Annotated in this window: 20 protein-coding genes; 10 read left to right on the forward strand and 10 right to left on the reverse strand. The window is 59.1% G+C overall.

What is annotated here, in order from left to right; genetic code table 11:
* Positions 1-35 precede the first annotated feature (35 nt).
* Genes ELH03_RS38290 through ELH03_RS33820 form a run of 3 tightly spaced genes read left to right on the forward strand, consistent with a single transcriptional unit; the run spans position 36 to position 3,297 of the window.
* Positions 36-821, forward strand: coding sequence for an ATP-binding protein (locus ELH03_RS38290; RefSeq protein WP_245511916.1), 786 nt, complete (start codon positions 36-38; stop codon positions 819-821).
* Positions 730-1,995, forward strand: a complete 1,266-nt coding sequence (locus ELH03_RS38295) for an ATP-binding protein (protein WP_245511917.1) — start codon at positions 730-732, stop codon at positions 1,993-1,995. The genes ELH03_RS38290 and ELH03_RS38295 overlap by 92 nt, the downstream gene beginning before the upstream one ends.
* Complete coding sequence (locus ELH03_RS33820) at positions 1,996-3,297, forward strand: hypothetical protein (RefSeq protein WP_130806937.1); 1,302 nt, start codon at positions 1,996-1,998, stop codon at positions 3,295-3,297. It abuts the gene before it with no gap.
* Between the two features lie 3 nt (positions 3,298-3,300).
* Here the strand turns inward: ELH03_RS33820 and ELH03_RS33825 are convergent, their stop codons facing one another.
* The 3 genes from ELH03_RS33825 to ELH03_RS33835 are packed head-to-tail and all read right to left on the reverse strand — an operon-like array spanning position 3,301 to position 5,376.
* The gene (locus ELH03_RS33825; protein WP_130806939.1) at positions 3,301-4,182 is read right to left on the reverse strand and encodes a nucleotidyl transferase AbiEii/AbiGii toxin family protein; all 882 of its coding nucleotides are present in this window, start codon (positions 4,180-4,182) and stop codon (positions 3,301-3,303) included.
* Positions 4,175-4,786: a type IV toxin-antitoxin system AbiEi family antitoxin domain-containing protein gene (locus ELH03_RS33830; protein ID WP_130806941.1), complete on the reverse strand. Its 612-nt coding sequence runs from the start codon at positions 4,784-4,786 to the stop codon at positions 4,175-4,177. The genes ELH03_RS33825 and ELH03_RS33830 overlap by 8 nt, the downstream gene beginning before the upstream one ends.
* A 59-nt stretch (positions 4,787-4,845) precedes the next feature.
* On the reverse strand, positions 4,846-5,376 hold the full coding sequence (locus ELH03_RS33835) for a very short patch repair endonuclease (RefSeq protein WP_130806943.1): 531 nt from the start codon (positions 5,374-5,376) through the stop codon (positions 4,846-4,848).
* A gap of 76 nt (positions 5,377-5,452) precedes the next feature.
* Between ELH03_RS33835 and ELH03_RS33840 the strand changes: the two genes are divergently transcribed.
* From ELH03_RS33840 to ELH03_RS33870, 7 genes are all read left to right on the forward strand, one after another.
* Positions 5,453-7,063 (forward strand): DNA cytosine methyltransferase, encoded by a 1,611-nt coding sequence (locus ELH03_RS33840; protein ID WP_130806945.1) that lies wholly within the window; start codon positions 5,453-5,455, stop codon positions 7,061-7,063.
* Between the two features lie 114 nt (positions 7,064-7,177).
* Entirely contained in the window at positions 7,178-8,656 is a 1,479-nt protein-coding gene (locus ELH03_RS33845; protein ID WP_130806947.1) for an ATP-binding protein, read from the forward strand.
* The gene (locus tag ELH03_RS33850) at positions 8,649-11,375 is read left to right on the forward strand and encodes a Z1 domain-containing protein (RefSeq protein ID WP_130806949.1); all 2,727 of its coding nucleotides are present in this window, start codon (positions 8,649-8,651) and stop codon (positions 11,373-11,375) included. The genes ELH03_RS33845 and ELH03_RS33850 overlap by 8 nt, the downstream gene beginning before the upstream one ends.
* Positions 11,365-12,354 (forward strand): PD-(D/E)XK motif protein, encoded by a 990-nt coding sequence (locus ELH03_RS33855; RefSeq protein ID WP_130806950.1) that lies wholly within the window; start codon positions 11,365-11,367, stop codon positions 12,352-12,354. Before ELH03_RS33850 ends, ELH03_RS33855 begins: the two co-directional genes overlap by 11 nt.
* A gap of 2 nt (positions 12,355-12,356) precedes the next feature.
* Positions 12,357-14,432, forward strand: coding sequence for an AIPR family protein (locus tag ELH03_RS33860; RefSeq protein ID WP_165447344.1), 2,076 nt, complete (start codon positions 12,357-12,359; stop codon positions 14,430-14,432).
* 242 nt (positions 14,433-14,674) lie between these two features.
* The gene (locus ELH03_RS33865; protein WP_245511921.1) at positions 14,675-16,189 is read left to right on the forward strand and encodes a hypothetical protein; all 1,515 of its coding nucleotides are present in this window, start codon (positions 14,675-14,677) and stop codon (positions 16,187-16,189) included.
* A gap of 215 nt (positions 16,190-16,404) precedes the next feature.
* On the forward strand, positions 16,405-17,382 hold the full coding sequence (locus tag ELH03_RS33870; protein ID WP_130806956.1) for a hypothetical protein: 978 nt from the start codon (positions 16,405-16,407) through the stop codon (positions 17,380-17,382).
* Between the two features lie 119 nt (positions 17,383-17,501).
* On the opposite strand, the gene ELH03_RS33875 is transcribed toward ELH03_RS33870, so the two are convergent.
* The 7 genes from ELH03_RS33875 to ELH03_RS33905 form a co-directional block, all read right to left on the reverse strand.
* The gene (locus ELH03_RS33875; RefSeq protein ID WP_245511919.1) at positions 17,502-18,713 is read right to left on the reverse strand and encodes a hypothetical protein; all 1,212 of its coding nucleotides are present in this window, start codon (positions 18,711-18,713) and stop codon (positions 17,502-17,504) included.
* A gap of 260 nt (positions 18,714-18,973) precedes the next feature.
* Positions 18,974-19,774, reverse strand: coding sequence for an NYN domain-containing protein (locus ELH03_RS33880; protein WP_130806960.1), 801 nt, complete (start codon positions 19,772-19,774; stop codon positions 18,974-18,976).
* A 346-nt stretch (positions 19,775-20,120) separates the two neighbouring features.
* Entirely contained in the window at positions 20,121-20,516 is a 396-nt protein-coding gene (locus tag ELH03_RS33885) for a hypothetical protein (protein WP_438269955.1), read from the reverse strand.
* Positions 20,517-20,687: 171 nt separating this feature from the next.
* Entirely contained in the window at positions 20,688-20,987 is a 300-nt protein-coding gene (locus tag ELH03_RS33890) for a hypothetical protein (protein WP_130806962.1), read from the reverse strand.
* A 484-nt stretch (positions 20,988-21,471) separates the two neighbouring features.
* The gene (locus tag ELH03_RS33895) at positions 21,472-22,698 is read right to left on the reverse strand and encodes a DUF4145 domain-containing protein (protein ID WP_130806964.1); all 1,227 of its coding nucleotides are present in this window, start codon (positions 22,696-22,698) and stop codon (positions 21,472-21,474) included.
* Positions 22,699-22,971: 273 nt separating this feature from the next.
* Positions 22,972-24,600, reverse strand: coding sequence for a ComEC/Rec2 family competence protein (locus ELH03_RS33900; RefSeq protein WP_130806965.1), 1,629 nt, complete (start codon positions 24,598-24,600; stop codon positions 22,972-22,974).
* Positions 24,601-24,767: 167 nt separating this feature from the next.
* Positions 24,768-25,337 carry a hypothetical protein gene (locus ELH03_RS33905; protein ID WP_130806967.1) on the reverse strand — a complete coding sequence of 190 codons (570 nt, stop codon included), beginning with the start codon at positions 25,335-25,337 and terminating at the stop codon, positions 24,768-24,770.
* Between the last annotated feature and the right edge of the window lie 164 nt (positions 25,338-25,501).

The following is a 25,501-nucleotide window of genomic DNA, read 5'->3' on the forward strand; positions in this document are numbered from 1 at the left end:
AACTGGCCGACCTAGATATTTCAGGGGGATCTGATTTGACGGACGAACGCATCTTGCAGCGCGCTTTCAAGCCCCGAGCTCGCCTGCTTCAGCTGCTCGGCGATCAGCTGATCGGATCGGCACGACTGGCCCTCTTCGAACTTGTCAAGAACGCATATGATGCCGATGCGAGCGAGGTGACGATCACCTTCACGAAGCTGGGGACGGCGGATGCTGCCATCTCGATCAGGGACGATGGCCAGGGCATGTCTCTGGATGTCATCGAGAATATCTGGCTCGTTCCCGGCGACGATCACCGCGAACGAGCGCGCGGGAGTGCTGTCAGATCTCCAAGGTTTCAGCGTCTTCCGCTTGGTGAGAAGGGGGTTGGCCGCTTTGCGGTCCACAAGCTCGGCGATACGATCAGGCTAGTGACCAGAGCCGAAGGACAACCCGAATGCGTGGCGGAATTCGACTGGGACAGACTGCTCAAGGAAACCTATCTAACCGATGCGGAGATCACCGTCCGCGAGCGTGCGCCTGAAGTGTTTTCGTCAGGTACGGGCACGCTGATCGAGGTCACGCGCCTGAGAAGCGAAGACTGGACGCGTGGCACGATCCGCGACCTCTACCGTCAGGTTACATCCATAGCCTCGCCGTTCGGAGATCGGGGTGGTGATTTCGAGGTCAAGCTGGAGGTGCCCGAACATCCGGAGTGGCTTGCAACGCTCCCCGGACTTCGCCAGCTTCTTGAGATGGCCCCTTACCGCTTCGAGTGCCGATCCTTCGACGCTCGAAGGCATCGGCAAGGTCTCCGGAAAGTTCCACATCTTCGACCGTGACAAGAAGGTCCTGCCGAACTACGGCGACACCCGCTTTCTCGAGCGCTTCCTGAACCAGAATGGCGGTGTGCGTGTCTATCGCGATGGCGTGCGCGTCTACAACTATGGTGAACCCAGTGACGACTGGCTTGGCCTTGATCTGCGCCGCGTCAACGAGCCGACCAAGCGCCTCAGCCGCAACATAACGATTGGTGTTGTTGATCTAGGCCTGGCGGAAAGCCCGGGATTGCAGGAAAAGACGAACCGCGAAGGTTTTGTCGAGACTGCTGCATATGAGCGCCTGCGTCGCGTGGTCCTGGGGGCACTGTGGATATTGCAGGTCGAGCGCAACCTCGACAAGGAGCGGATCCGTGAGGTGACCGGGGGCTCAAGCGACGTGCCACAGGGACTGGCGGGCCCGCTGACTGAACTTCGCCGTCTCGCCCGGGAGAACAGCGTCGGTGACGTCCTTGAGCCGACCATTCGCAGGATCGAGGAAGACTATCAAACCCTGCGCGAAAACTTCGCGCGCTCCGGCGTCTCGCACGCTGGTCTGGCGATCATCTTCCACGAAGTCGAGCGAGGTGTCAGAGTTCTGACAGGTTCGATCAATGACCCCAGCATGACGATCGAAAGCCTTCGCGATCAGGCCGGCCAGCTTCAGGGCGTGCTCGAGACCTCCTCGCAGCTTCTTCGAAACACGACGACGAAACCCGGCTCCCTGAGAGACATGGTCCGCACGGCTCGCGATCTGAGCCTCCTGCGATTTCGGCTGCATGGTATCAAGCTCGAATGCCCCGCGCTCGAGGATCACGGCCCGGACGCCACCGCAACCTTTGCCTCGGGGCTTGTCCTGGGCGCCATTACCAACCTGATCGACAATGCGGTGCACTGGGTCAAGGTGCGTCATCCTGAGCCAGGCGAACGCCGGATCTATGTGAATGTGATTCCTGACTATGAGGGCGGCCCGGCGATCGTGGTAGCCGACAACGGTACCGGGTTCCTCGATGATCCTGCGACCATGGTCAGCCCGTTCTTTACTCGGCGACCTGGGGGGAGCGGGCTTGGGCTCTATTTTGCGAACCTGGTGATGGATCTGAACGAAGGCAGACTTGTATTTCCGACCATGGATCAGGCGGAGGTGCCTGACGGCTATGACGGGGCAGTCGCAGCGCTCGTGTTCGGGAGAGTCTGATTGTTTACGCCAGCACGCTATATCGTCCTGGACGATGAAGTCTCTGAACTCGCAACTCTTGTTGATGCCCTTCATGTTCTGGGTGCGCCCTGCATCGGAATACGTTTCGATCCGCTTGATCTTCCGAAGCCGGCGCATTTCAAAGGGCTGCGAGTCCTGTTCAGTGATCTGCATCTTGTGAAGGCTCAGCCAGCCGGAGTGCAGCATTACAACACTCTTGCGGGGCTTCTTGATCGCTGTGTCCCGGAAAGCCATGGCCCCTATCTGCTTGTCCTGTGGACATCGCATGAGCACGAAAGGGCGGCGCTCGCAGCTCGTCTCGAAGAAATACTCCCCTCGTCCAAGAAACCCATCGCCGTGCTTGCAATTGACAAGGTTCAGTTTCGACACGGAGCAGTGTGGGATGCGGCGGGTTTGCAGGAAGCAATCGAGGCGCGTGTCGGTTCCATGCCTCAGCTCCAGGCACTTTTAAATTGGGAACGCGATGTTCTCGCGGCAGCGAATGAGACGCTTGCGGTCATCGGCGGGCTGGTGCCTGCCGAACAGCGAACTGTTGCGCACTATGCCGGCGCGCTCGACGGAGTCCTCAGTCATATCGCCGTCGCCTCGGCGGGCAATGCCAATGCGCGGAATGACAGGAAAGGCGCAGTGACCGCTGCCCTCGCACCGCTGCTTTCCGATCGAATAGCGAACCGCCCCCAGGACGCCGATGCAAACGCCCTGTGGGAGCAGGCGGTGACCTTCCCGCAGGGACCGGAACTTCAGGCTGCCCAGAAGGCGCGAATGAACAGGATGCTTCATCTCGCCGTGTCACCGGCGGAACCCCTCAGCCGGCTCGACTGGGGCGCGATCATTCTTCTCGGGGACGATCAGCTGAGCGACGACGCCATGAATGCGAGGTTTGGCGTCACGACGGACAACCTCCGTGATCGGGAATTCAAGCTGAGACTCGAACGTCGGACGGAGGGGCACCTGGTTGTGGTGCGCGCCGGGGCTGCCTGCGACCAGGCCCAGAGTCAGAGCGGGCCCATTCCGTTGCTCCTCGGACTTCTGGTTCCGAGCACGGCGCTTTCCCAAAACAAGCGGTCGCCAGCGATCCACGTCTGCGACGAGAAGTTCGAGCTCGACGGCTATCAGGAGCCGGTCAGTCTTATGATCCATGCACGTTTCAGCACGACAACCGTCGCGCAGGAGCTTCAGAACTGGCCGGCAGCCACGCTTCGGCTGCGCGAACAGCTGCTGTCGACGATCCTTGTTCACGTTGCTTCGCATGCGATGCGGCCGGGGACACTTCGTTTCTAGCGATCAGGGCTCCTTGTCGGCGGTCGGATCGGCAAGCAGGCGGGCGCAGCATGGACCGACCAAAGTCCAGATCGCGTCCGTGACTTCGCCGAGCGCCAGGTCCGGAACCTGGATCGACCGGACATAGTTTCGCCACTGCGCCTGCTTGCCGGCGTCCTCGAAGAAGATACTGGACAGACCAGGCGGTCGTGCTGACGGGATCGGCGTTCGTCTGCGCTCGAACGTCGCCCTGATCGCTGCATCAAGCTCCCGATCCGGAATGCTGACGATCTGGGGGATTGCCCAGAGGTCGAAAAAGTCCTTCATCCGGCCGTTGATGACGCCGAGCTGCACCATTGCCTGGAATTTCTCGGCAATGACGACCGCGGGAGGATAGCTGCGGATGCGTGGGGAATCCATGCCGAGCAGGGACGGGTAGGAGGTCAATTCGGCCCCCGTCAGAGCATCGCCGAACCCGATGTCGATCGTGACAGGTATTCGTGTGCGCTCCAGCAGGGCGACGGTGCGAAGTCGAACTCCGTTGTATTCCATCTCCTCGCGGATGACCTCGGCCTGCAGCCCGTCGATATCGAAGACGAGCCCGTCATCGTATTGGACTGCCATGATGTCTGCGAAGATCGATTTCAACGTGTCGCCGTCGGCTTCACCGTATCCGAGGAAATCGACGTCGCGGGTCTCGCGGTTGTCCCCCTCCAGCCAGAGCGTGACGAGCATGCCACCCTTGAGGATGAAACGATCGGCCTTGTCGGATGCCGACAACCGAAAGAGCAGTCGCTCGAGGGCATACCGGATCATGACAATTTCAAAGACCCGCCCCTCACGACGGGCAAGGTTGCTGAGCTGCTGCTTGATGGAAGCCGCCCTGTTTCTGATTTCCCTAGCCATTCGAGGTCAGAGCCTCCAGATAGGCTTTCATCTTCCTCCAGGCGCCGTTCGCCATGGCAGTCTCGGCTATTGCCGCCGGGCTCGCCTTTCTCCGTTGGAGCGCTGCACGCAGCGCCTCGATAGAAACCGATCGATCAACGAGCCTGCTCCGGAAGGCATCGGCAAGCGACTTCGGGACTGAGAAGACTGGTACTGCGATTCCGGAGATCTGGTGATGCTCCACGCCCTGCTGCATGTAAGCGTCCCGGAATTCCGTAATCCGTATAGGCGGATACGTGGGCGCAACTGCCCAGTCCTTCTGGCTTACCGCCATCCACACCTCGCGGGGTATCTGATCCGTCAAACCGTGAAAGGCCAGCGCTGAAGTCAGAGCAACGACACCCTGTGGGACCAGTTTTGCTGCTTCAGCCAGAGCCTGTAGCGTATCCATATCGGCATCCGGGCGCTGGTACAGCCCGCGCGACAGTCGGACAAGCTCTCCGGCTTCCACGGCTCGGGCGATTGTCATCGCGAATATGCCGGCGTTGCGCAGCTCATAGAACCGTACAATCGGGTGTTCGGCGATATAATCACGTAGTCTTTCCTGCTGTGTCGATGCGGCCACTTGTTACCTATCCTGGGTGCAGTTCAAATCTGGACCCAGGATAGGTAACACATTATTTGTTACTTATCCTGGGTGTAACTGCATTCTTCACCCAGGATAGGTAACATTTCTGTCCGCTGTGGATTCTCTGTCTCGCGTCGCGGCCGCACCAGAGCGCTCTCGAAATTATCCGTTCCGTCCCTGATCCAGCAGGTGGTCTCTTCCAGCGTCAGCGCAAGCCATGGCGAGCGCAGGCCGCATTCCCAGACGGTACCAACCCGCCAGCCGGCTGCGTTGAGGGCACTACGAACCTCGAGGTCGCGAGCTATGTTGCGCGCGAACTTTGCGGCCCAGAATTCAGGGTTCGATGCCGGCGTGGTGCACCAGTGACAGCCCTCGTGGCGATGCCAGAAGCAGCCGTGGACAAACACGGCTGCCCTTCTCGACTTGAACAGAAGGTCCGGGCGACCGATTACATCCGGACCGTGGAGACGAAATCTAAGACCAGCGGCATGAAGATGACGTCTAAGTATCAGTTCTGGCTTGGTATTCTTGCCACGGATGCCAGCCATCATCTGCGACCGTTTTTCTCGACTCACTACGTCGACCATGACGTTTTGCCTGTCATTTCCACACGAAGATGATATGCATTGCGAATAGTGTCTACAACTCCGAAGTGCGTGATTCTTGTCCTCATATTCTGTCGTCGACATCTTTGCAGGGCCGGGTGGGCTCGCGGAAGGCTTTTCGAGCGTTCCCGGCGTCGGGGATAAGCGCGCCTATCAAATTGCCCTTTCCATCGAGAAGGAAAGGGCTGCACATTCCACCCTGCGCCTCAGGAGCTTCCTGCGCCAGTTCAAGGGCGAGCTACCTCAGCGGTATTATGACTTTCTGATGCGCGGCGGTGATGAACCAGACTGGGCGACTGAATATCCGCGGGAATGGGCCAGGGCCGCAGACGAAGCGTGGCAGCTGGAGCTGGGCAAGGAAGATCCGGAGCAGCGGCTCAATGGACGCATCGACGAGATCCGCAAGCAAAGCGGTGGGAACTCGATCCTGATCGGTGGCCCACCATGCCAGGCCTATTCGCTCGTTGGTCGCGCTCGAAATCAGGGGAAGAAGGACTACATCGCCAGCGATGATGAGAAACACTTTCTCTACAAGGAATATATCCGGATTCTCGATCGCCTCCAGCCGGCGGCGTTCGTCATGGAAAACGTCAAGGGCATGCTGTCGTCATCCGTGGATGGCGAGAACCGGATCTTCGATCAGGTCCTTCGCGACCTTCGGGGAGAAAGGCCGGGGGCGACCGAATACCGGCTCGTTGCGCTTGATCCTAGATCTCGCCGCCAGCTGGATCTGTCGGCCTTCGAACCGCGCGCTGCCGATTTCATCGTGCGCGCCGAGGATTTCGGCGTTCCGCAGGCCCGTCATCGGGTCATTGTCGTGGGACTGCGCGCCGATGTCGCTGAAGGTCTGCCGCCAGCGGCCTTGGCTGATCTCATGGTGCGCCATACTCTGAAGACGACTGTTCAGCATGTCCTCGACGGCATGCCGAAGCTCAGAAGCGGGCTGAGCCGGGGTGTAGACAGCGACAGCGAATGGCGTGCCGTAGTTGAAGATGCCATGGCACTCGTGGCAGATCTCGACCTGGGTCTTCCCGACGATATGCAGCTATCCTTTACTGCCCGAGCACGAAAGTGTCTGGCCGTCCTGAGGGGGATGAACCAGCTTCCAGGACGTGAAGCCTGGGGGCATGGGATCTCCGCCGAGTGCCCCGCAGAACTGCGGGAGTGGCTTGTTGACGAAAGACTTTCCAATCTTCCAAACCATGCGACGCGCAGCCACATGCCAAGCGACCTTGCACGCTATTTCTTTGCTGCGGTGTTTGCCCAGGTCGTAGGTCGATCACCCAAGGCGACCGATTTCCCCGAAACGCTTTCTCCGAACCATCAGAACTGGACGACCGGGAAGTTCGCCGATCGCTTTCGTGTCCAGCTTGCCGGCGGGCCATCGACAACGGTGACAAGTCACATCTCCAAGGACGGGCACTATTTCATCCATCCGGATCCGCTCCAGTGCCGCAGCCTTTCGGTACGAGAAGCCGCCAGACTTCAGACCTTTCCCGACAACTACTTCTTCAAGGGAAACCGGACGGAGCAGTACATCCAGGTAGGCAACGCAGTTCCCCCCCTTCTCGCCCGCTGGATCGGCGAGGCGCTGTTTTCCATTCTCACAGCACATGCCGACGCTGCAGAGGAACCAGTCGAAAGGGCCAGACTGTCGAATGTCGCCTGATCACGACATTGTCAGTCCGGGAGCAGGGGAACTCTTCGAGTCCCTGCGAGCCCCTCTTCCAGGCGCGGACCGAGCCGGGCATCACCATCTGATACGATCGGGGCGGGCGGCGTCGTGAAGAAAAAGGCGAAGACGTTTCCGGCTGCACCAATTGCTGCGACCCTCATCGAGAGCTTGCGGGACATTGGCTACTCGCTCGAAACAGCCCTCGCAGACATTATCGACAATTCGCTCGCAAGCGGCGCCAGCCTGATTGACATTCTTGCAGACACCGCGGGCGATGATCCGAAGATTGCCATTCTGGACAATGGGAGCGGCATGTCCCCGGACGAGCTGATGGCAGCGATGCGGCCCGGAAGCAGAAACCCCCTGGAGGAGCGGACAGGCACGGATCTCGGACGATTCGGCCTGGGACTGAAGACTGCATCGTTCTCACAATGCAGGCGTCTGACGGTGATCACTGCCAGGGACGGCGTGCGATCTGCAGCGATCTGGGACCTTGACTTCGTGGCGGAGCAGAATGAATGGCTCCTGCAGCTACCTGACCAGAGCGAAGCCCAGCCATGGGGCGATCAGCTTGGAAGCCAGGGAACCCTCGTGATCTGGGAAGCCCTGGACCGGCTTGCCCCGAAAGGTGAGCGAGGCGATCTCGTACGTGCACTCGACCTGGCACGCGAACACCTCGAGCTGGTGTTTCATCGATATATTTCGGGAGAGCGCGGCCTTGCCCGTGTGCGGATGCGGCTCAACAATCGCGAACTCAGGGCCTTTGATCCGTTCGATCAGAGCAATACGGCGACAATAGTCGGCCCGACAGAGGAATTCCGTTCCGGCAGGCACATTGTCACTATCCAGAGCTTCACGCTTCCCCACCACAAGAAGCTTGCTGCAACGGACTGGGAACGCAATGCAGGTCGCGCCGGCTACCTCAAGAACCAAGGCTTCTACGTCTACCGGGCACGTCGCCTCATCATTCACGGGACATGGTTCGGGCTTGCCCGGCAGACGGAGCTGACCAAGCTGGCTCGTGTGAAGATCGATATTCCCACGGCCCTCGATGCCGAGTGGAAGATCGACGTCAAGAAGGCATCGGCCCAGCCTCCGTTCAATGTTCGCGAGAGGCTTCGTCGCATCATTGAAACGATCGGCGCGACTTCGAAGCGAATATATACCGCCCGCGGCCGGAAGCTGGTTTCCGATGCCCGCCTTCCGGTGTGGAACCGGCACCAGGACAAGAACGAGATTTCCTATCGGCTGAATCCAGAGCATCCGGTGATCCTGGATTTCGTCGGCGCTCTCAGCGAGGAGCAGAAGGCAGCGTTCGATCGCCTGACAGTCCTCATCGAAGCAACGATCCCCATGGAGAGCCTCTACGCAGACATGGGCAGCGAGCCCGAGAACGTGCGAAACGTCGGAATCCCGGATGACACCCTGCGCAGGATCATCGACTTCACAGCAGAGAATCTGATCAGTTCAGGCACCTCCGCCGAAGAGTTGAGGCTGATGATGCAGGTGACCGAGCCGTTCCGATCGCACTGGGCTGCAACGGAAGACATTCTGAACGAGAGATTTGGGGGCAGGGGAGATGACTGAGAACTACGAGAATCTTCGGATGGCCGTCGAGCCGTTCATCGCGAGGGCGGCGATGCCAACTCCGGAAACGATAAGATCGTGGATCACCCAGTTCAGGCTGGTACCTGACTGCCAGGTCGATGACGCCGACGCCGAAAGACTCGCTCGCGAGCTCGAAGCCCAGCACGGCGTATCGATGAAGATTGGTTCGGTGCTTGTCGACAGGGAATGGACGCCGTGGCTCGAGAGCGAAAAGCCGTCGATGGACCGTTACTACTGGATGAGATATCGGCGGCTCCTCGTCGAAAAAAGATTTTCAGGGCAGGTTCTGGCGACACTTGATGCGGTGACCGATCGTATCCTCGGCCTGATGGAAAATCCCCGGAAGGTAGGTGAATGGGACCGCCGAGGAATGGTCGTGGGCCATGTCCAATCGGGAAAGACCGCCAATTACACGGGTCTCATCTGCAAGGCCGCCGACGCAGGTTACAAGCTCATCATCGTCATAGCCGGGATACACAACAACCTGCGCAACCAGACGCAGCTGCGAATTGACGAGGGCTTCGTTGGCAGGGACAGCGCCCGTCTCGGCTCAACCAAGGGTGACCGCATCATTGGCGTCGGGCGCTATGACAGCTCACGCCATCCGTGGACATTCACCACCTCCGTCCGCGATTTCAATTCGATCGGCGCTGGCCAGGGTGGCGGCAATCTCGACTCCCTCTCCGTACCAGCGGTCTTCGTAATAAAGAAGAACAGCAGTACGCTTGGCATTCTCCTCGAGTGGCTGGGAAACTACAATCGCAAGCGTGGCGCCAGGACAATCTCGGCTCCAATGCTCGTCATCGATGACGAAGCCGATAATGCGTCCATCAACATCAAGCACGGAAAAGGTGCAGTCTCCAACATCAACGGGCAGATCCGGTCGCTTCTGAAGCTCTTCGACCGCAGCTGCTATATCGGCTATACCGCAACACCGTTCGCCAACATCTTCATCGATCCCGATTCCTTCGACGAGATGAGGGGCGAGGACCTGTTCCCGAAGAACTTCATCGTTAGTCTTGATCCACCGTCCAACTATTTCGGTGCAAACAGGGTGTTCCTCGACGAGCCACAGCAGATCATTCGCCATATCGAGGATCACGACGAAATCCTTCCTCTCAAGCACCCCAGGGATACGGTGATCACTGTGCTGCCCGACAGCCTGCTCAAGGCTATCCGAACCTTCATCGTCGCGCGAGCGATCCGCCTCGTTCGGGGTCAGCAATCGGCACACAACTCGATGCTCGTGAATGCATCGAGGTTCACGGACGTTCAGCAGCAGCTTCGCAACGAGATCCATGACACCCTAGAAGCCATCAAGGCGAGTATCAGCGTCAACGGAGCTCAATCCGAGCGGAACGCCTTGAGAGACCCGGAAATCCGTGCGCTTCACGGGGTCTGGCAGGAGGAGTATTCACTCACGTCGGGGACTGAGTGGAGCGAAGTGCAGATGGCTCTTCATTCGTCTGCCGCACCGATCAGCGTCGTCGAGGTGAACAGCCGTTCTGCCGGCAACCTCGCCTATGCCGATCATGAGGGCTCCGGCCTGAACGTCATTGCCGTCGGTGGGTTTTCCCTTTCGCGCGGGCTCACCCTCGAGGGCCTCACGGTCAGCTATTTTCTTCGCAATTCCATGATGTACGACACGCTCATGCAGATGGGCCGGTGGTTCGGCTATAGACCGGGCTACGATGATCTCTGCCGAGTCTGGATGCCGGAAGAGGCAGAGGGTTGGTATGCCCATGTAGCTGAGTCGATCGACGAGCTCAGGGACGAGCTGAGGCGGATGGAGGCCGCGAATGCCACCCCCGAGCAGTTCGGTCTCAAGGTGAGAAGCCACCCGGACACGCTGCTTGTCACGGCCAAGAACAAGATGGGGTCCGGGGAGCGGCTGGTTGTCTCTGTCGGTCTTGCCAACAGTTTCGTCGAAACCGCAATTCTCCATCGAACCAACGACAAGCTGAAGCGCAACCTTGAGGCTGCGAAGAATCTCGCGGCCGGCCTGCGGGAACAGGGACACCCGTTGTCGGGAGCCGCGACCGTCACCGGCGGAAGGCTGCTGACCGGAGCGCCCGTTGCCCCCGTTCTGCAGTTTCTGAAGGAATTCCAGAACCACGAAGGTGCCTTGCTGACGGACGGAGATCCTCTCCGGCGGTATATCCTTGCTCGCGCTGACGACGAGCTTGAGCGCTGGGATATTCTCTTTGCCGGCTTGGAGCGGGGAACCGACGATACGGTTGATGAAAATCTCGGAATCTCGCTGAACCGGCAGCGCCGAACCGCCGGGAAGCAGAGCAACCAGAAGACGCTGCATATAACCAACAAGCAGCGTGTTGCCTCCCGTGGGGTCGAAGCGACAGGTCTTGACGTCGACGAGATCGCGTCGGCGCGCGATGATCATCTTTCCAGGCTCGAGCGGGACGGAAAGCTGCCGGCCGCGGGCGAGCGGGTAAACTTCCCTGACAAGATCTACCGCGCTGTTCGGCGGCGCCCCCTGCTGATCGTACACCTCCTGAGAGTTGATCCTGAAACCGCCAAGGTGGCCGACGATCCGCAGCCTGTGGTCGCCTACAGCATCAGTTTCCCGAGAACGGCAAAGGAGGAGGACACCGTGGAGTACATCGTCAACACCACCTGGATCAGGGAGCACTTCCGTGACGAGGGCGACGAGGAGGAGATGGCGGGTGATGATCAGTGATCCATGGAAAGATCTGAGCACCCCAGTCGGAACGGAAACAGCCAGTGCCCGGCGCGTCGATGCCGGTGGTCGATGGGACTTCTTCTGGGCCAAGGATGTGGCGGGAAGGTATATGCTTCTCCTCCAGCATCAACGCGCTCTTGAAACTGTCGTGTCGCTCCCGCGGCTGCACGGGATCGAGGTAGCAACCCAGTCGCGCGAAGACGGGAACGGGGGGCGTCTCCTCATCCGCCTGCTCGACGCTTCCCTGAGGGACATCTTCCTCGAGCTGTGCAACAGCATCCTCGCATCCACGTTCCAGGCGATCAGCGAGACCGACGCCCTTGGTCGAGCGGTGGCCAGAACATGGCGCTGGCATCACCTCCTTCGTGGAGGTTCATCCATACTTCTGTCCCCGGAGGAACAGAAGGGTCTCATCGGTGAACTGATAACTCTGGACAGGCATTTTCTCCCCGTCATGAGCGCGAGCGATGCGCTGCTCGCCTGGATCGGCCCCAAGGATGCACCAAAGGATTTCGAGATCGGCCTGACAGCGGTCGAGGTCAAGACGCGACGCGCCGGTGCCATTGCTGCCGTCGTCATATCCTCGGAGCATCAGCTGGATGATGCCGGCCTCGAACAGCTGTTTCTCCATGTCGTGCATCTTTCCGAAGCGCAGTCTGGCCATCCGGGGGCGAGAAGCCTGAACGACTACGCCAACGGTATCCGCACCAGGATCGAGAATCTTGATCAGGGCGCCCTGCTTCTGCTCGACGAACGGCTGCAGGCCGCAGGATTTCGATGGGAAGACGACTATTCGACATCGCTGTGGGTCGAGGGTCTGTTTGAAATTTTCCAAGTGCGCGATGGCTTTCCCCGACTAACGACGAGTTCCTGCCTTCCGGGGGTTGCGCGCGTGAAATACACCGTAGCGTTGTCGGAGTGTCAGGAATATGCTCTGCCAGAAGAGTCGATAAGATCATGTCTCAGCGGGGGGTGAGGATGTCCGAGGAGCTGGCAGAGTTCAACCATGAGTTTTTCCAGGATGTGCTGGCATCTGCCGATGCCGAGGGCCAGTTTACGGAAGATGCGTTCTTCGACCTTTTCTGCAAGCAGCTGATCGATGCGGGTGAGCTCGACACTGCAGATCGTGCTCTCTATCAGTCGCCACGAGGCATACGTGTCGACGGTTATGCAGGCGATCCGAATTCCAACGAAGGCGAGCTCACGCTCATCATCGTGGACTTTTCGCAGGCTTCGGAGATCAGGTCGCTTTCCCGCGCGGACATGGACGCCACGTTCAAGAGGCTGACGAACTTCATCTTGAAGGCGCTCGACCCGACGTTCAGGCAGGGCCTGGAAGAGACTTCACCTGGCTTCGGTGTCGCGGACATGATTGCGAAGCGCTGGCACTCCATTGACAAGATCAAGCTCGTTTTCATTACCAATCGGCAGCTGAGCAGCAGGGTGGAAGGCAGGGAATCGGACGAGCTTAAGGACATTCCAGTCGCATACTCGGTATGGGACATCGCACGACTGCACCGTTTCGTTTCTTCCGGACATGGGCGAGAGGAGATCGAGATCGATCTCGCCGAAGACTTCGGGGGCTCAATACCAGCACTCCCGGCGCACCTTTCGGAGGCGGGCTACGAGGCTTACCTTGTCGTCATCCCAGGAACCACACTCGCTGCCATCTACGAGCGATGGGGTGCCCAGCTGTTGGAGCAGAATGTTCGCGTATTTCTTCAAGCCAGAGGCAGCGTCAACAAGGGAATCCGGACAACTATAGAACGCGACCCGGAAATGTTCTTTGCGTTCAACAATGGGATTACGGCCACCGCCGAGAGCGTGAAGCTCACCCAGGACGCCGGGACCCTGGCGATCGCCTCGATCAGCAACCTTCAGATCGTCAACGGGGGACAGACCACCGCATCGATCCATGCTGCAAGCAGAAAGAAGGAGCCGGGTCTCGACAAGGTGTTCGTTCAGATGAAGCTGTCGATTGTCGAGCAGTCGATGGCATCCGACGTGGTCCCGAAGATTTCGGAGTTTGCCAACAGTCAGAACAAGGTAAACGCCGCTGACTTCTTCGCCAATCATGCCTTTCACATCAGGTTTCAGGAGTTCTCGAGGCGTATCTTCGCGCCATCACCGGACGGTACATTCAGGGAATCGAAGTGGTTCTACGAGCGGGCCCGGGGCCAGTATCAGGATGCGAGGAACCTGCTGAAGACGGCCCAGAAGCGGAAGTTCGACGTCGAGTTTCCGAAAAGCCAGATGATCGACAAGACGGATCTTGCCAAGTTCCTCAATCCCTGGCGAGGCTTTCCCGAAATCGTCAGCAGGGGCTCGCAGAAGAACTTCGTGCATTTTGCAGATAGCATCGGCAAGGAATGGGAAAAGAACTCTGACGCGTTCAACGAGGACTTTTTCCGCCACTCGATTGCCAAGGCGATCATATTCCGCGAGGCAGAGCGACTTGTAACGAAGCAGCCTTGGTACCAAGGCGGAGGTATAAGATCGCGCGTCGTGCCATATGCCATCGCAAAACTGCAGTTCGATGCTGCCAGGATCGAGGGCGTCGTAGACCTTGACAAGGTCTGGAGACGGCAAGGCCTGACCGATGTTCTCGAGCGCACCCTCTGCAGCGGGCTGGAAGCCGTGCACGGGGTTATCGCCGGCGGGCCCGGTGAAATCGCCAATCCGCTTGAGTGGGCAAAGCAGCAGGCTTGCTGGGCCAGGGTCAAGACCCTGCAGGTCTCATGGCCTGAAGACTGGGAGGACACGCTCGTTGGACGGGACGAACATCGTGCAAACAGGCGGAGCGCGGTGCGGGACCAGAAAATGCTGAACGGCATCGAGGCTCAGACCGAGGTTCTCAGGCGTGGCGGCGGGTTCTGGTCCGAGGTCAAGGCTTGGGGTACCCGCAGGAGGGCCTTGTCGACCGATGACGCTTCGATCCTGACCGTTGCAGCGGGAATACCGGGACGGCTTCCGACAGAGCGCCAGTGTGCCAAGCTTCTGCAAATACTCCAGCGCCTCGAGGCTGATGGATTTCAAGCTTCTGCTCACGCCTGACGTCGATAAAGCAGAGTGATGCCTATGGAGGAGAGTGGCCAGTATCTTGACAGCGTCGCTAATGTTGCGCGGTCCGCGGAAATTATGTCTCACCGAGGTTGGCTAGCAGCAAGACTACAGTCTTCCCGCTTCCTGTCAGACCCTTGATGAAGCAGGAAGCGGCGTAGCTGGCCCTCATCACCCAAGGGTCACTCGGACATCTCACCCAGACTGCTTCCACTTTGGTGACAAATTTCAAAGGAGTGCGCTTGAAACCCCTCGACAACAACGGCCACGAGCTTCATTCGACCTTCAGCGTAGCCGGCGCGCATCCAAGCTTTGAGATCACCTTTGAATCAGGGGACGGACGTGGAAGGAACTCCCAGTACGCGGCCGGCGTCGCGATCGTCCTTGAAAGACTGTCGAAAGTTGACGCGACCCTGACGCGAGCGCAGATCACCAGTGACCCGGTGATGAAACTCGTGCGTGAGAAAGGTATCGATCCGACCTTCGAGCCCCGGGCGTTCCCGTTTCCTTTGCTGCTTCGGGGTACGGACAGCGTCAAGCTGCGCAAGGCGCTGGGAACCGCCGGTGGCCGGATCGCGAGTGACCAGGCAAGTGGCGGCAATAACACGAGAAAAATGACGCTCTCCGTGACTTTGCCAAGTCCCATGCGAGGAGCTGCCGATTTGGAGCTGACCTTGGCGCATCGTCTCGCAGTCCGGAGTCTGGAAATGATGCCAGAGCTGTCTGGCGTCGATGCAGCCCTTGGCGAATGGCTCGAAGCGTTGAGGCAGGGATCACGTCCGGACAGGGGCAATCGGCTCTGGATGAGTGGAGAAATGGTGATGTTGAAGGCATCCCCATCCGGCAAGAGAGCGAACGCATTTGACGTCCAGCTGGGGATTCATAGTTCGGGCAAGCCGTGGTCGGTCGAGATCAACGCGCCCGGGGCGGCAGCCGATCCGAACGGCCTCGTCAACGTTGCTGCCGACACGGACGGCCGCCGCTTCGTCCTTCGGCAGGGTCGGCTGCGTCCAAACCCGGATTCCGACGGCGAGGTCGAGGGCGCGAAGTTCAGGACGTTGAGCGGCCTTGAGCCGGTAATCGTTACCGGCGCCGTCAGCAAGATCGCCCGCGACTGGTATGTTGTTGCGGACATCGATGGCAGCGCCGAGGAAATCAGACGGCAGACGGGCGAATTCGTTCACGCGTGCGCCAGAGCTCGCCTTCTCTCAAAAGGCCTGGTTCTCCCGCAGCCCGCACCGCCGACATTGGCGTCCGACGAAAAGGGTGGTGTGTTCGTCAAGCGGGCGAAGGATGCCACTCCTGAAAAGGAAATACTGAGACGTCAGGGCGAGGTATGGCTTGCGCTGCGCCGTGTCGTTGAAGAAGCGGGCTTTCATCTTGTGAAGCTGCGGCACGACGCAGGTTATGAAGTCGACGGTATCATCCTTGGCGGACCGTCCAGGATTCTCATCGAAATCAAGACCAGCGCATCGGCTGCTGACATCTACGAGGGCGTGGGCCAGCTCGTTCTCTACAGCCGCATGCTGGATCTGTCCGATCATCGTCGCGTTCTTCTCCTTCCCGGAAAGCCGAGTGCGGCCCTTGTTTCTGCGGTCGAGGCGGAAGGGCTGATGATCTCGACATACAAGGTCGCGATGAACGGCAGGAGCGCGCATGTGGAGTTTTCGGAGGCATTCCTATCGCTATGCGGCATGCCGACTGCGGCGACTGAACCCATTGTTTCCACATTGACTTCCGGTGTCCTGTGATCGTTGTCGACCAGCTCAAACTAGCCTCCCTGGCGGATTCCAACCTTTTTCTGCGCGCGCTCTGGGCAAGTCTTCGCGATCGATTTGGGCGACTTGGCTGGCAATATACACCCCGTCGAACCGGCTCGCAGCAACTGGTCCGGTTTGGATGGATGTCTCTCGGCACGACAGCTCCGACAGGCGTGGAGGTGAGCATACGCTACAGGAAGGTGGGCGTGATCACGGCGGTCCAGTTCAACCCTCAGTACGGAATACAAGAGATCCATCCCGACATCGGACAGATGCTCCGGGCGTGTGTGAAGGAGGCTTTCAAACGAAAAGACCAGCCCAGTGAGCACTTCCTGTCGACCCAGGTCAGAACATTCCCTCAGATCCCGCTTGCTCATTACCGCGGCAGAAACTGGTACTGCGGGCCGCTGACCAATGGACAGTCGGAGATTGGTATCTCTGTCAGGGGTTTCGACGATGCCGATCTTCGGCACGAATTCGCTGTACGCCTTGTCCCACTGATGGATGCCCTGTCCTGCATGACAAATGTCGCCTTCGAAGAGGTTCATGACAGAGAGGGTGAAGTGAGCGCCCGGCACGAAGATGCAAACCAGTTTCTGGTCGAAGAAGACTGGCTCGATGACTTTCCCACGATAGATCGTCTGCTCCGGCTCAGCGTTGCGCAGCTGCGATTCTGCGAGAACCTTGTTGAAGAAAGGACTGGCGACGACCGTCTGACGCGCGCGGCGAGTATCTTCCACAGGGCCACTGGCATATATCGCAACCTTCCGGAAGCCCATGACGTCGCCATGGCGCTTTTCGTGTCAGCGCTCGAAGCCGTTGATTTGCCTCTGAGCAATCCTGCCAGCTGCCCCGCATGCAGTCAGCCAACGTACAAGATATCGCAGCGTGTCGTGGATCTGGGCAAAAAGCACCTCGGGCCGGGTGTCGAGAGAATTTTCAAGGAAAGCTATCAACGACGGTCCAAATATCTCCATGCAGGCAAGGTTGTCGCGTCGCAGCCCGTGACGTCTCACTTCATTCCGCAGCTGGACCCGGACGGTATCGAGGGATGCGCAATGCCGTCAGCCGCGGGTAACCCGAAGAATCTTATGGAATTCACGAGCTTCGTCATCAGGCGAGAAATGCTCTTCAACGATCAGCCCCTTCACAGCCAGTCGGGTGAATCTAACGGGCTTCCCTAGCGAGGGGCGGCCGGTTATGCCGGACGCGAACGTCGAGGCTCCTGCTTGTCGCCGGTCTGAGTGCTTCTCGTTCATCCCGGCTCGGTTAAGGAGCCTGCGTCCGTCAAGCGTGGAAGGCGTTATTTTCCAGTGTGGTTCTCGTCGGTGAAAGACAAATTCAGCGTTTCCTGCAGCTTGCCCAGCGTTCCGTCCTTTCGAAACCGAATTCCAGACACCATGAAGCTGACGCTGCTGCCGCCAGAATATAGCGTTATGCCCGTAACCGATAGCCGCAACAGTTTCCCGCGGCTTTCGGACGTAACGATATCTCCAGGCACGATTCCAAGAATGGACCGGGCAAGCGCTGATCGTTCCGCTTCGAGTTCGGTATCCCATCGCTCCAACTCTGTTTCGACATGGCGGAACGCGTCTCGCGCGGCTTGAAAGGGACGTTCCTCCCCAAACCACAGGCGATCCACGACCGAAAGGATTTCTCCCGGGACCTCCCTCTGCATTGCGTAAGCGGCGGTGCTCATCATCTCGTGGATCCGTTCCGCCTCTTGCAGGGCGCGAAGCCGGTCCGCATAGGGCGTGATTGCCACCCTCGAAATGACCGGCGAGAGCACCTTGATGGAAGTGGACAAGAAGTCGACCGGCATCACCTCCCGCAGGCCGATCCTATTGGTCGCATGCCGCTCGGGCGGCTCTTCCTCGCGCCAGGACTTGCGATTCCATTCCACCCAGATCTCGCGCGCCGAAACACAAAGCCAACTGTCCAGGAACAAGTGCGGTTCCGGGGAATAGAGGTGGTGCGTCGACCAGGCGTGATCTGCCGCCGTCAGCGGCATCACCACATGCTGGAGTTGTTGATCCCTGACCATCGCCGAAAGGGCGGCAATGCGTTCCTGGAGTGGCGCTGTCAGCCGGACAAAGATCACCGGCCCGTCCGCCATGAAGGATGTTCGTTTGCTCTCGGTCTCGAATACCACGAGTTGCTGCCGCGCCATCGGCAACAGGCGCTCAACGAGTTTGGCAACGCTGTTGCGAACAGACGGTCCCCAGCGCGTGGCGATGCGACCGTCTTCCACCCAGGCCTGTGCCCGGCCTTGAATGAGCAGCAGGACCTGTGCTGCCACATCGCGATCGAGAAGGGCGAGCGGCCTGGTCCCTGGCGGTGGAGCAATAGCGGCGCCCCGACTGTTCATATCCGACAACGCCATTTCGAGGAACTGGCGCTGCAGTTTCGAAAGCGATTCTGCTGTTTTTGCACGTAACTCGTCGCGTCGCTTGGTGTCGAGTTCCTCGCGGAAAGCAACCAGGGCCGGTCGACGTGGTCGCTGCCCGGCCTGCATGCGGGCCCAATAGCCGCGAGGCGGCTTCGGGACCTGCAGCTTGGTGCAGAGCTTACCGATCGCCACGTCCGAAAGGCCAAGTTCCTTGGCGATCTCGCTGGTCGGTTTCTCCCATACGAGAGCAAAGAGTTCTTCTCTGGTTAGTTTCCGTCGTGGCATCTTCAAGCATCTTATTCATGCGAGCGCCTTCACCAAGGCGACACCTGTGGTTTGGAGCGGGACATTTTGGATAGGCCGCCGCGATCCCATTGGCGGCGGAGCTAGCCGTTGGGCTTTGGCCTTGCCTTCCCCTTCATGCGCACCGTGACGATCTTCGGGCTGTCGCCACTTCTCTCCACGTCAACGATGCCGGAAGCCTCGACCAGGTCGGTGAGGCGGGCAAAACCGTAGTTGCGCGCATCAAAGTCCGGCGATTGTTTCGCCAGATGGGCGCCGACCCGCGCCAGGTTGGCACGCCCGTCTTCATCGGCCGACGCCGTCACGGCATTCTCAAGCATCTTCAATGCGGCAGCGTCAAGCTTCGGTTTTGCCGGCGGCTTCGCTGGGGATGCCTTGGCTTCCTTGGCCTTTACGACGGCAGCCGGTTGCGGATCGTGCCGCGGCGCCTCGGGCTCGACTGAGTTGGCGTTGAGCACGTCGAAATAGACGAACTTGTCGCAAGCGGTAATGAAGGGGCGCGGAGTTTTGCGTTCGCCGAAGCCGTAGACGGTGACACCCTGTTCGCGGATGCGCGACGCCAGCCTGGCGAAATCGCTATCGCTGGAAACGATGCAAAATGCGGAAAACCGGCCGGTATAGAGCAAGTCCATCGCGTCGATGATCATTGCCCCGTCTGTGGCATTTTTCCCCGTCGTGTAGGCAAATTGCTGCACTGGTTGGATCGAATGCTCCAGCAGACACTCTTTCCAGCCGTTGAGGTTGGGCTTGGTCCAGTCCCCATAGATGCGCTTGACGCTGGCGGTGCCGTAGGTGGCGATCTCGGCCAGGAGCCCACTGACAATTTTCGGGGAGGCATTGTCGCCGTCGATGAGGAGAGCCAACGTGTCGGATGTGCCGGTCATCTGTCGAGCCTTTCGTTGCAAGTATCCCTTTTTGCCTTAAACGAGCAGGTTCCGCCACCTGCGTCCTGAAGCTGTGCCTTGCACGGGGTCAAGGCTATTTGCGACACGACACGACGGCAGTTGATCGTGCGGAACGGCTGCGCCGGTGGCAGTCGGTCCCGCCTTCCGCTTCGCGGCGCTATGCTAAGGCTCCTGCGGCTGCCTCTTTCCGGCGCAACCGTGTCGAGAATTCCCAAAGCTCCGATGCTCTTCTTCTTTCCTGGCAGGCGGGTGCGTCGTTGATCGAATTGGATTGTTCGGCCTCCGCTGGCGCGCGAAAGACAGGAGATAGGACGGTAGGCCGCCATCAAACGGCGCTTTTCATAATAGTGTTCGTTGCGCGGGCTCGACCACGGCAGGCTGCCCACTCGCGACGAACGAGTTCAGTCTGAGCGCTGAACCGGATATCGACATCCCGATCTTGGGAGAGTTCCTCCAACGCCTGTTGACCAACACGGTCCCAGGCCTTGCCACGATCGGGGCCAGATGGAGCCCGCGGCAGCAGACCCGGCTGGCTGCTCCAGGCCAATAGCTTTTCATGGGATTCTGCGTTGAGAAGGTCGCGCAAGTGATGGGCGGTCACATAGGCATCGGGCATTGCCCGATGGGCCGGCCGGCCGATCTCATGATCGAGGCCCTCGGGCATGCGCTGGTAGCGCAGCATCTGGTTGGAAAAGCGCAAAAGATCCGGCCAAACCCGCATTGCGCATTTCCACGTGCAGATCCAAGGCAGGCCACCGGCCAGCCTTGGCGTGCAGCATCGCTGCTCGAAGGCCGCCCGATGTGCCGCCAGTGCAGTGACACCGCCGTGCGGGCGCAGCACCCCCGGCGCAACGTCTTTCCAGAATGGCGCTTCGGCGGTCCTAGCCGAAGCCTAGAAGTCGACTTCGGACGGCGTGTAAATATAGGGCCACAGGTTCTTTGCACCGTAAAAAATACCAACGGCCGATGCGATAAAGAAAATAAAGAGAAAGCCGCGCGCGAGGAGCTTCCCAACCGTCATCTTTCTCTTCGGAGCTTCGTAATCGATCCTATGCGATGCGTTGAAGCGGTCAAATTCCCGAAACACGACACCAACAGTTCTTGGCCAGAGCGTTTTGCCCGACCAGAGCGCAATACCGACAGACACGGCCAACACGATAAACCAACCAAACCCAGCATAAAAATTCGCCATACAACATCCGTTCTCGAAGCCAAGGCCGCATAAATCACAGACAAATTAACGAGCCGCGAAGATAATGTCCAAACTCTAACGAGTCCCATAACGGAACTCGCGCTGCATGCGACCTAGCTTTGATAAGCATGTCCTTCCAGATGCTTAAGTCATCTGACCAACGCTTTTCGGTTCGATTCCTTTCAAGGCGAACACGCCCGTGAAGCAGCTGGCTCGATGCCTCTGCGTTCACGCTCAATGACGGCTTCGCGCCTTCATCTCAGCCATTCAGGCGGCCGGGACCGCTTGTTAAAAGCTGCCATTTGTCTTTCTCTGAAACGGCTGTGTGGGCCGTGAGACCGCGCAGTCCGATCATCGGCGCAAGTCCCAACTACTCCCGCCAAATCGCAAAAGCGATCTAGGTGCACTGAGATTGATAAACGCCGACGACAGACGGTCGTCTACGCCGAAAACAGTCAATACGACCAAGGTGCAGCCACCACTGTCATTTCTGGCGCGCGGGGGTGGTCTTTCGGATATCCTCCGCTGCGCCGGCCAGGACAAATGCGCGATGCAAGAAGTTCTCGATGATGTCGACGATATGCCCTAGGCGCTCCACCGTTGGTGTGTAGCCGCGATGCGCCGAGGCGTTCCCCGCGTCCGCCACCGCCTCCAGCGTCGTCTTCTCATGCGCGCTGATGTGGCCCCCAGTCTGCAACGCCGACAGCTTGCCCTCGAACCCGCCGCGCGGATCCCCGATCAAAAGATAGCCGGCGCGGTCGAGCAAAGTGCGGACTCCTATTGAGGCGAGCACGTTCAACCCGGCATTTAGCGCGGCATAGAGCTCGTCCAGCACGTTTCGGAGAACCTCGTCAGCGATAGTATCAAACCATTCCGGCTTCGCGCGCACAGTCGGCGCTGGGAAGTAGACCTCCTTGATCCCCGGACGCATCACCATGCGGCCATACTGGTCGTAGTCCATCTCGTCCCATTCAGAGAACCAGTGCTCCTGGCGAACCGACAGGGTATCGCAGCCACAGCACTGCAGCACCTCGAAGCTGTCGCTCCACGAGATCGGCCCGTCGTTACCCGTCACTGTGTGTTCCGCGCGCACCCACGAATTGGTAATGCCCCGGCACTTATTGCAGTGCGCCTTGATAATCCGATCAACCTTGGCAACAGCGAGAGCCGCAGGCGAAGCCATCATCGGCTCCGCCTTTTCCGCGACCGTTGCCGACAGCCTCGCCCAGCCTTGTGTGGTGATGCTGATGCAATTGTCCGGGACGAACTCGATCAGGCCTTCGCTTTCGGCTCGCGAGATCAATTCGTGGACCCGCCTTCCGTCGATTGTTCCAATCACCCCGGTGAGATCCTCCTCGTCGGACAGTTCCACCGCCCCGAGATGATCGTCTTCCAGTTGCGCGGCCGTCCAGACCAGAAGGTTGGCCATCTGCCGGTCGATCGTCGGCAGCGGGCGCTTGAGCATGTCATCCAGATTGACGGAGTTGATTTCTGGCCACTCCGCATCCGTTGTCGAGAACATCAGCCGGGTGGCATGACTAAGCCGCGCGACCGCTTTCTTGTCGTTAGCGGGCAGGCGTGTCTCCAGCATCGACAATGCGCTTCCCGTGATCTGGTACTTGCCGCACTTGCGGCACTCCACACGCCGATAGTCCCCGCCGCTCGGCTGCTCAAGGTTCGCCGACGTCTTGCAGATCGGGCAGAATCCCATCCACCGCTCTCCGTACGATTAACGGGGGGAGCCAATTGCTCTGGTCCAACCGCCAATTGTTGGTTCAAATACTGTAATCTAGTTGACTATCGTATCTGAGGGATCATGTCTGCATTCTCATTCGACTTCATCAGTGACGACCTGTCCGGAAACGGCCACCACCACCTTTTGCGTGACCACGTTATTCCGAGCGCCGATGGTGGCCGAAGGAGAATCTCAGGGTAACATTGGGGGACTTAGCGATCCGCTAGAATTTCGCGCTCTAGTCTCGTTTCAGCCAGGCCAGAAAACGACCATTTTTTCCTCGAGAAGTGATTTCGGCGACGAGTCCACCTTGCGGAACCTGGCGCCGCTTGCCTTGATCGCTTTGACGATTTCCGGCGCCGGATGCTTCCAATGCAAGTGGATCGGTTGGGCGGCAGCCACCCAGAGCTCCGCATCGACGACGAAAAGCGATGGATCAAAGTTGTGCGCCGAGCCGTGATGGGGGAGCATGAAGGTAGTCACCCAGTCCATCTCGTCGCGATAATGATGCTCGAACCTCTGTACAGCCAGCGGATCCTTGAAACTTGCGTCGCCGGTTCCCATCCAACCGACGCGCGCACTTGCGAACGTCCGCGAGTTGCGGAGCACGGCGCCTGCCGTCTGTGGCTCAGCCGGACCGGAATATAAGGACAAAGAGGTCTCGTTCTTGTCGCCGAATGCCCAGGAATATGCTCGAGAAACGGCCATGCGGTGTTTCGTCACCAAGCTTCGCCGTTCCTTCTCGATTTTCACCTTTTCTCGGAAGCTACCTTTCGGCCACTGCAGGAGCACCTCGACTGCGGCACAGAAAGCCTCCCGGTCCTGCTGAGACGCTCGCTTCACATGGGGCTTTAAGAGCCATCCGCCTTCGGTTCCCGCCGCAACAGCGAATTCGATACGCTGTACGATGGTCGCTCCCTCGGGAGTCCGGCGCGCCAGAGGCGGGGCACTGCGCCCGCCTGCCGAATCCCTGCCCTTCCATGCCATGCCGTCCGGGCCGGAACGAGGAGGCTCCGCGGGCGGCAGCTCGAAGAACCCCGAACCGCCCTCGTCCTCGCCTTCCGGCATTACCACGACGATCTGCCGCGGCCCGAACCGAGCCATGGTGCCAATGGGATCGATGATCACATCTTCGTGGAAGCGCTCTGCACTGCGTTCGCCGCTTGTCGCACCGCTTCTCCCGAACGCGATTATCCGGTCGGTGTCATCCAGATACGGCATTACGATCGTATCGACCCGGAGCCCCGTCTTCTCGTGCAGAAGATGGGGAATGCCACAGATATGGTCGCGGTCGAAATGCGACACGAAAAGCATATCGAGCCGACGCGATAGGCGTCGAGCCACAATTGATCGCACGGACTGGATCACACCCGCAATCGGATCCGAGCCACAGTCGTAAACATACATGAAGTCAGCGGAGGGTATGGCATCGGAAGCTAACGACGCCCTCCACATCGCCTCGTTCTGTCCAAGATCCCGAAGGGTGCCGACGTTGAAGCCACCCTGTCCGACCGGAAGCTGATATCGATGATGCCCCAAAACTTGTTTCGCCACGTCGCGCTTCCATGCGCGTGGGTGGCTGGATGGTAAGCGAGCTGTTTGGGCGGCGTGTTGTGCGACTTGCCGTTCGCGATCCGAGCAGACCTGCCGGCAGTGTCGATGGAACTTCTCACCGTCGAAAGTTCGGCGCCTGAGCTCTAATGCTTGGGCGAAGAGCTCATCTGATATGTGCTCCCTGAACGAATCAAAGAAGTCTTCCGCAAGCGCTTTCAAACCATAGGTCCGAGCTATCTCTGCAGTAATATAGAGATCGGCGCACTGGCACGCCTGGCTCCAGTTCTCGTCGTTCGAATGAGCATAAGAGATCGTGTCGTTCATCTGTTGATCCAGGAACCCCTTACATGTCGCTTCAGGGGGGAACCCGAAACGAACGCCTATTAAGCTTTTTATTACCCACCCGCATTTCCTTTTTTGAGCTGCGAGCGCCATTTTGGGCCAAAAAGGACTACTGTAGCAGCCCATCGAGCTACGGACGAAGAGTCTGCTCAATCACCGAAATAGCTCGGCCATGGCAGATGAAATGGCTGAGTGTAAGTGTTGCCGGGCCGTGGATGCTTGGCCTCAAGCGTCATCATGACGAATTCTACCGCACGCTCCGAGAGCGTGAGCCGTTCTGCCGAAAACGCATTGACGTCATCTGGCTCCAGATCGTTCTTATCGTTTTGCAGATGCAGCCGGTTCCGAATCCGCCTGAGAAGATCGAGGTCGTCGTAAAAGGTCGAGCCAAGCTCATCGAATAGGTCATGCTTCCGGCAACTGGCGATGAGGGTTTCCAGCTTGTCAATCTGTTTGCCCCGGACGTAGGTGATGATATTCGCCGGCATGCCCATGACCCCTTCACGGGTGAACCATTTGACCCGCTTGTGGAGGTCGTAGAGCAGAGCCTCAATGATCGCCACATTGAGGATGATCATTGGCTTCTGCAGGTAGCGCTTCCGCGCGGGGTTCGCCTCCTCCCGTAGGGTCCACAATGTGCGGACTACATCGAGGCTGTGCGCGACATTTCTGGCCAGCGTGAAGTCGCCGATGAATGAACTCGGGCGGTCGACAGGCATCTGCGTCTCCATGCGGGCTAGGGCACCCTGAAAGGGGCAAATCTCTACATCTTCGTGCAGCCGGGTCCAAACTTGACACACCGTAGGGCGGCGCTCTAGGGCGGTTATTACATCCTTGACGCCCGAAACCTGACCGTCGCCCAGGTTGGCCGTTCCTCATGGCC

Source organism: Rhizobium beringeri (genome assembly GCF_004306515.1).
Lineage (GTDB): Bacteria > Pseudomonadota > Alphaproteobacteria > Rhizobiales > Rhizobiaceae > Rhizobium > Rhizobium beringeri.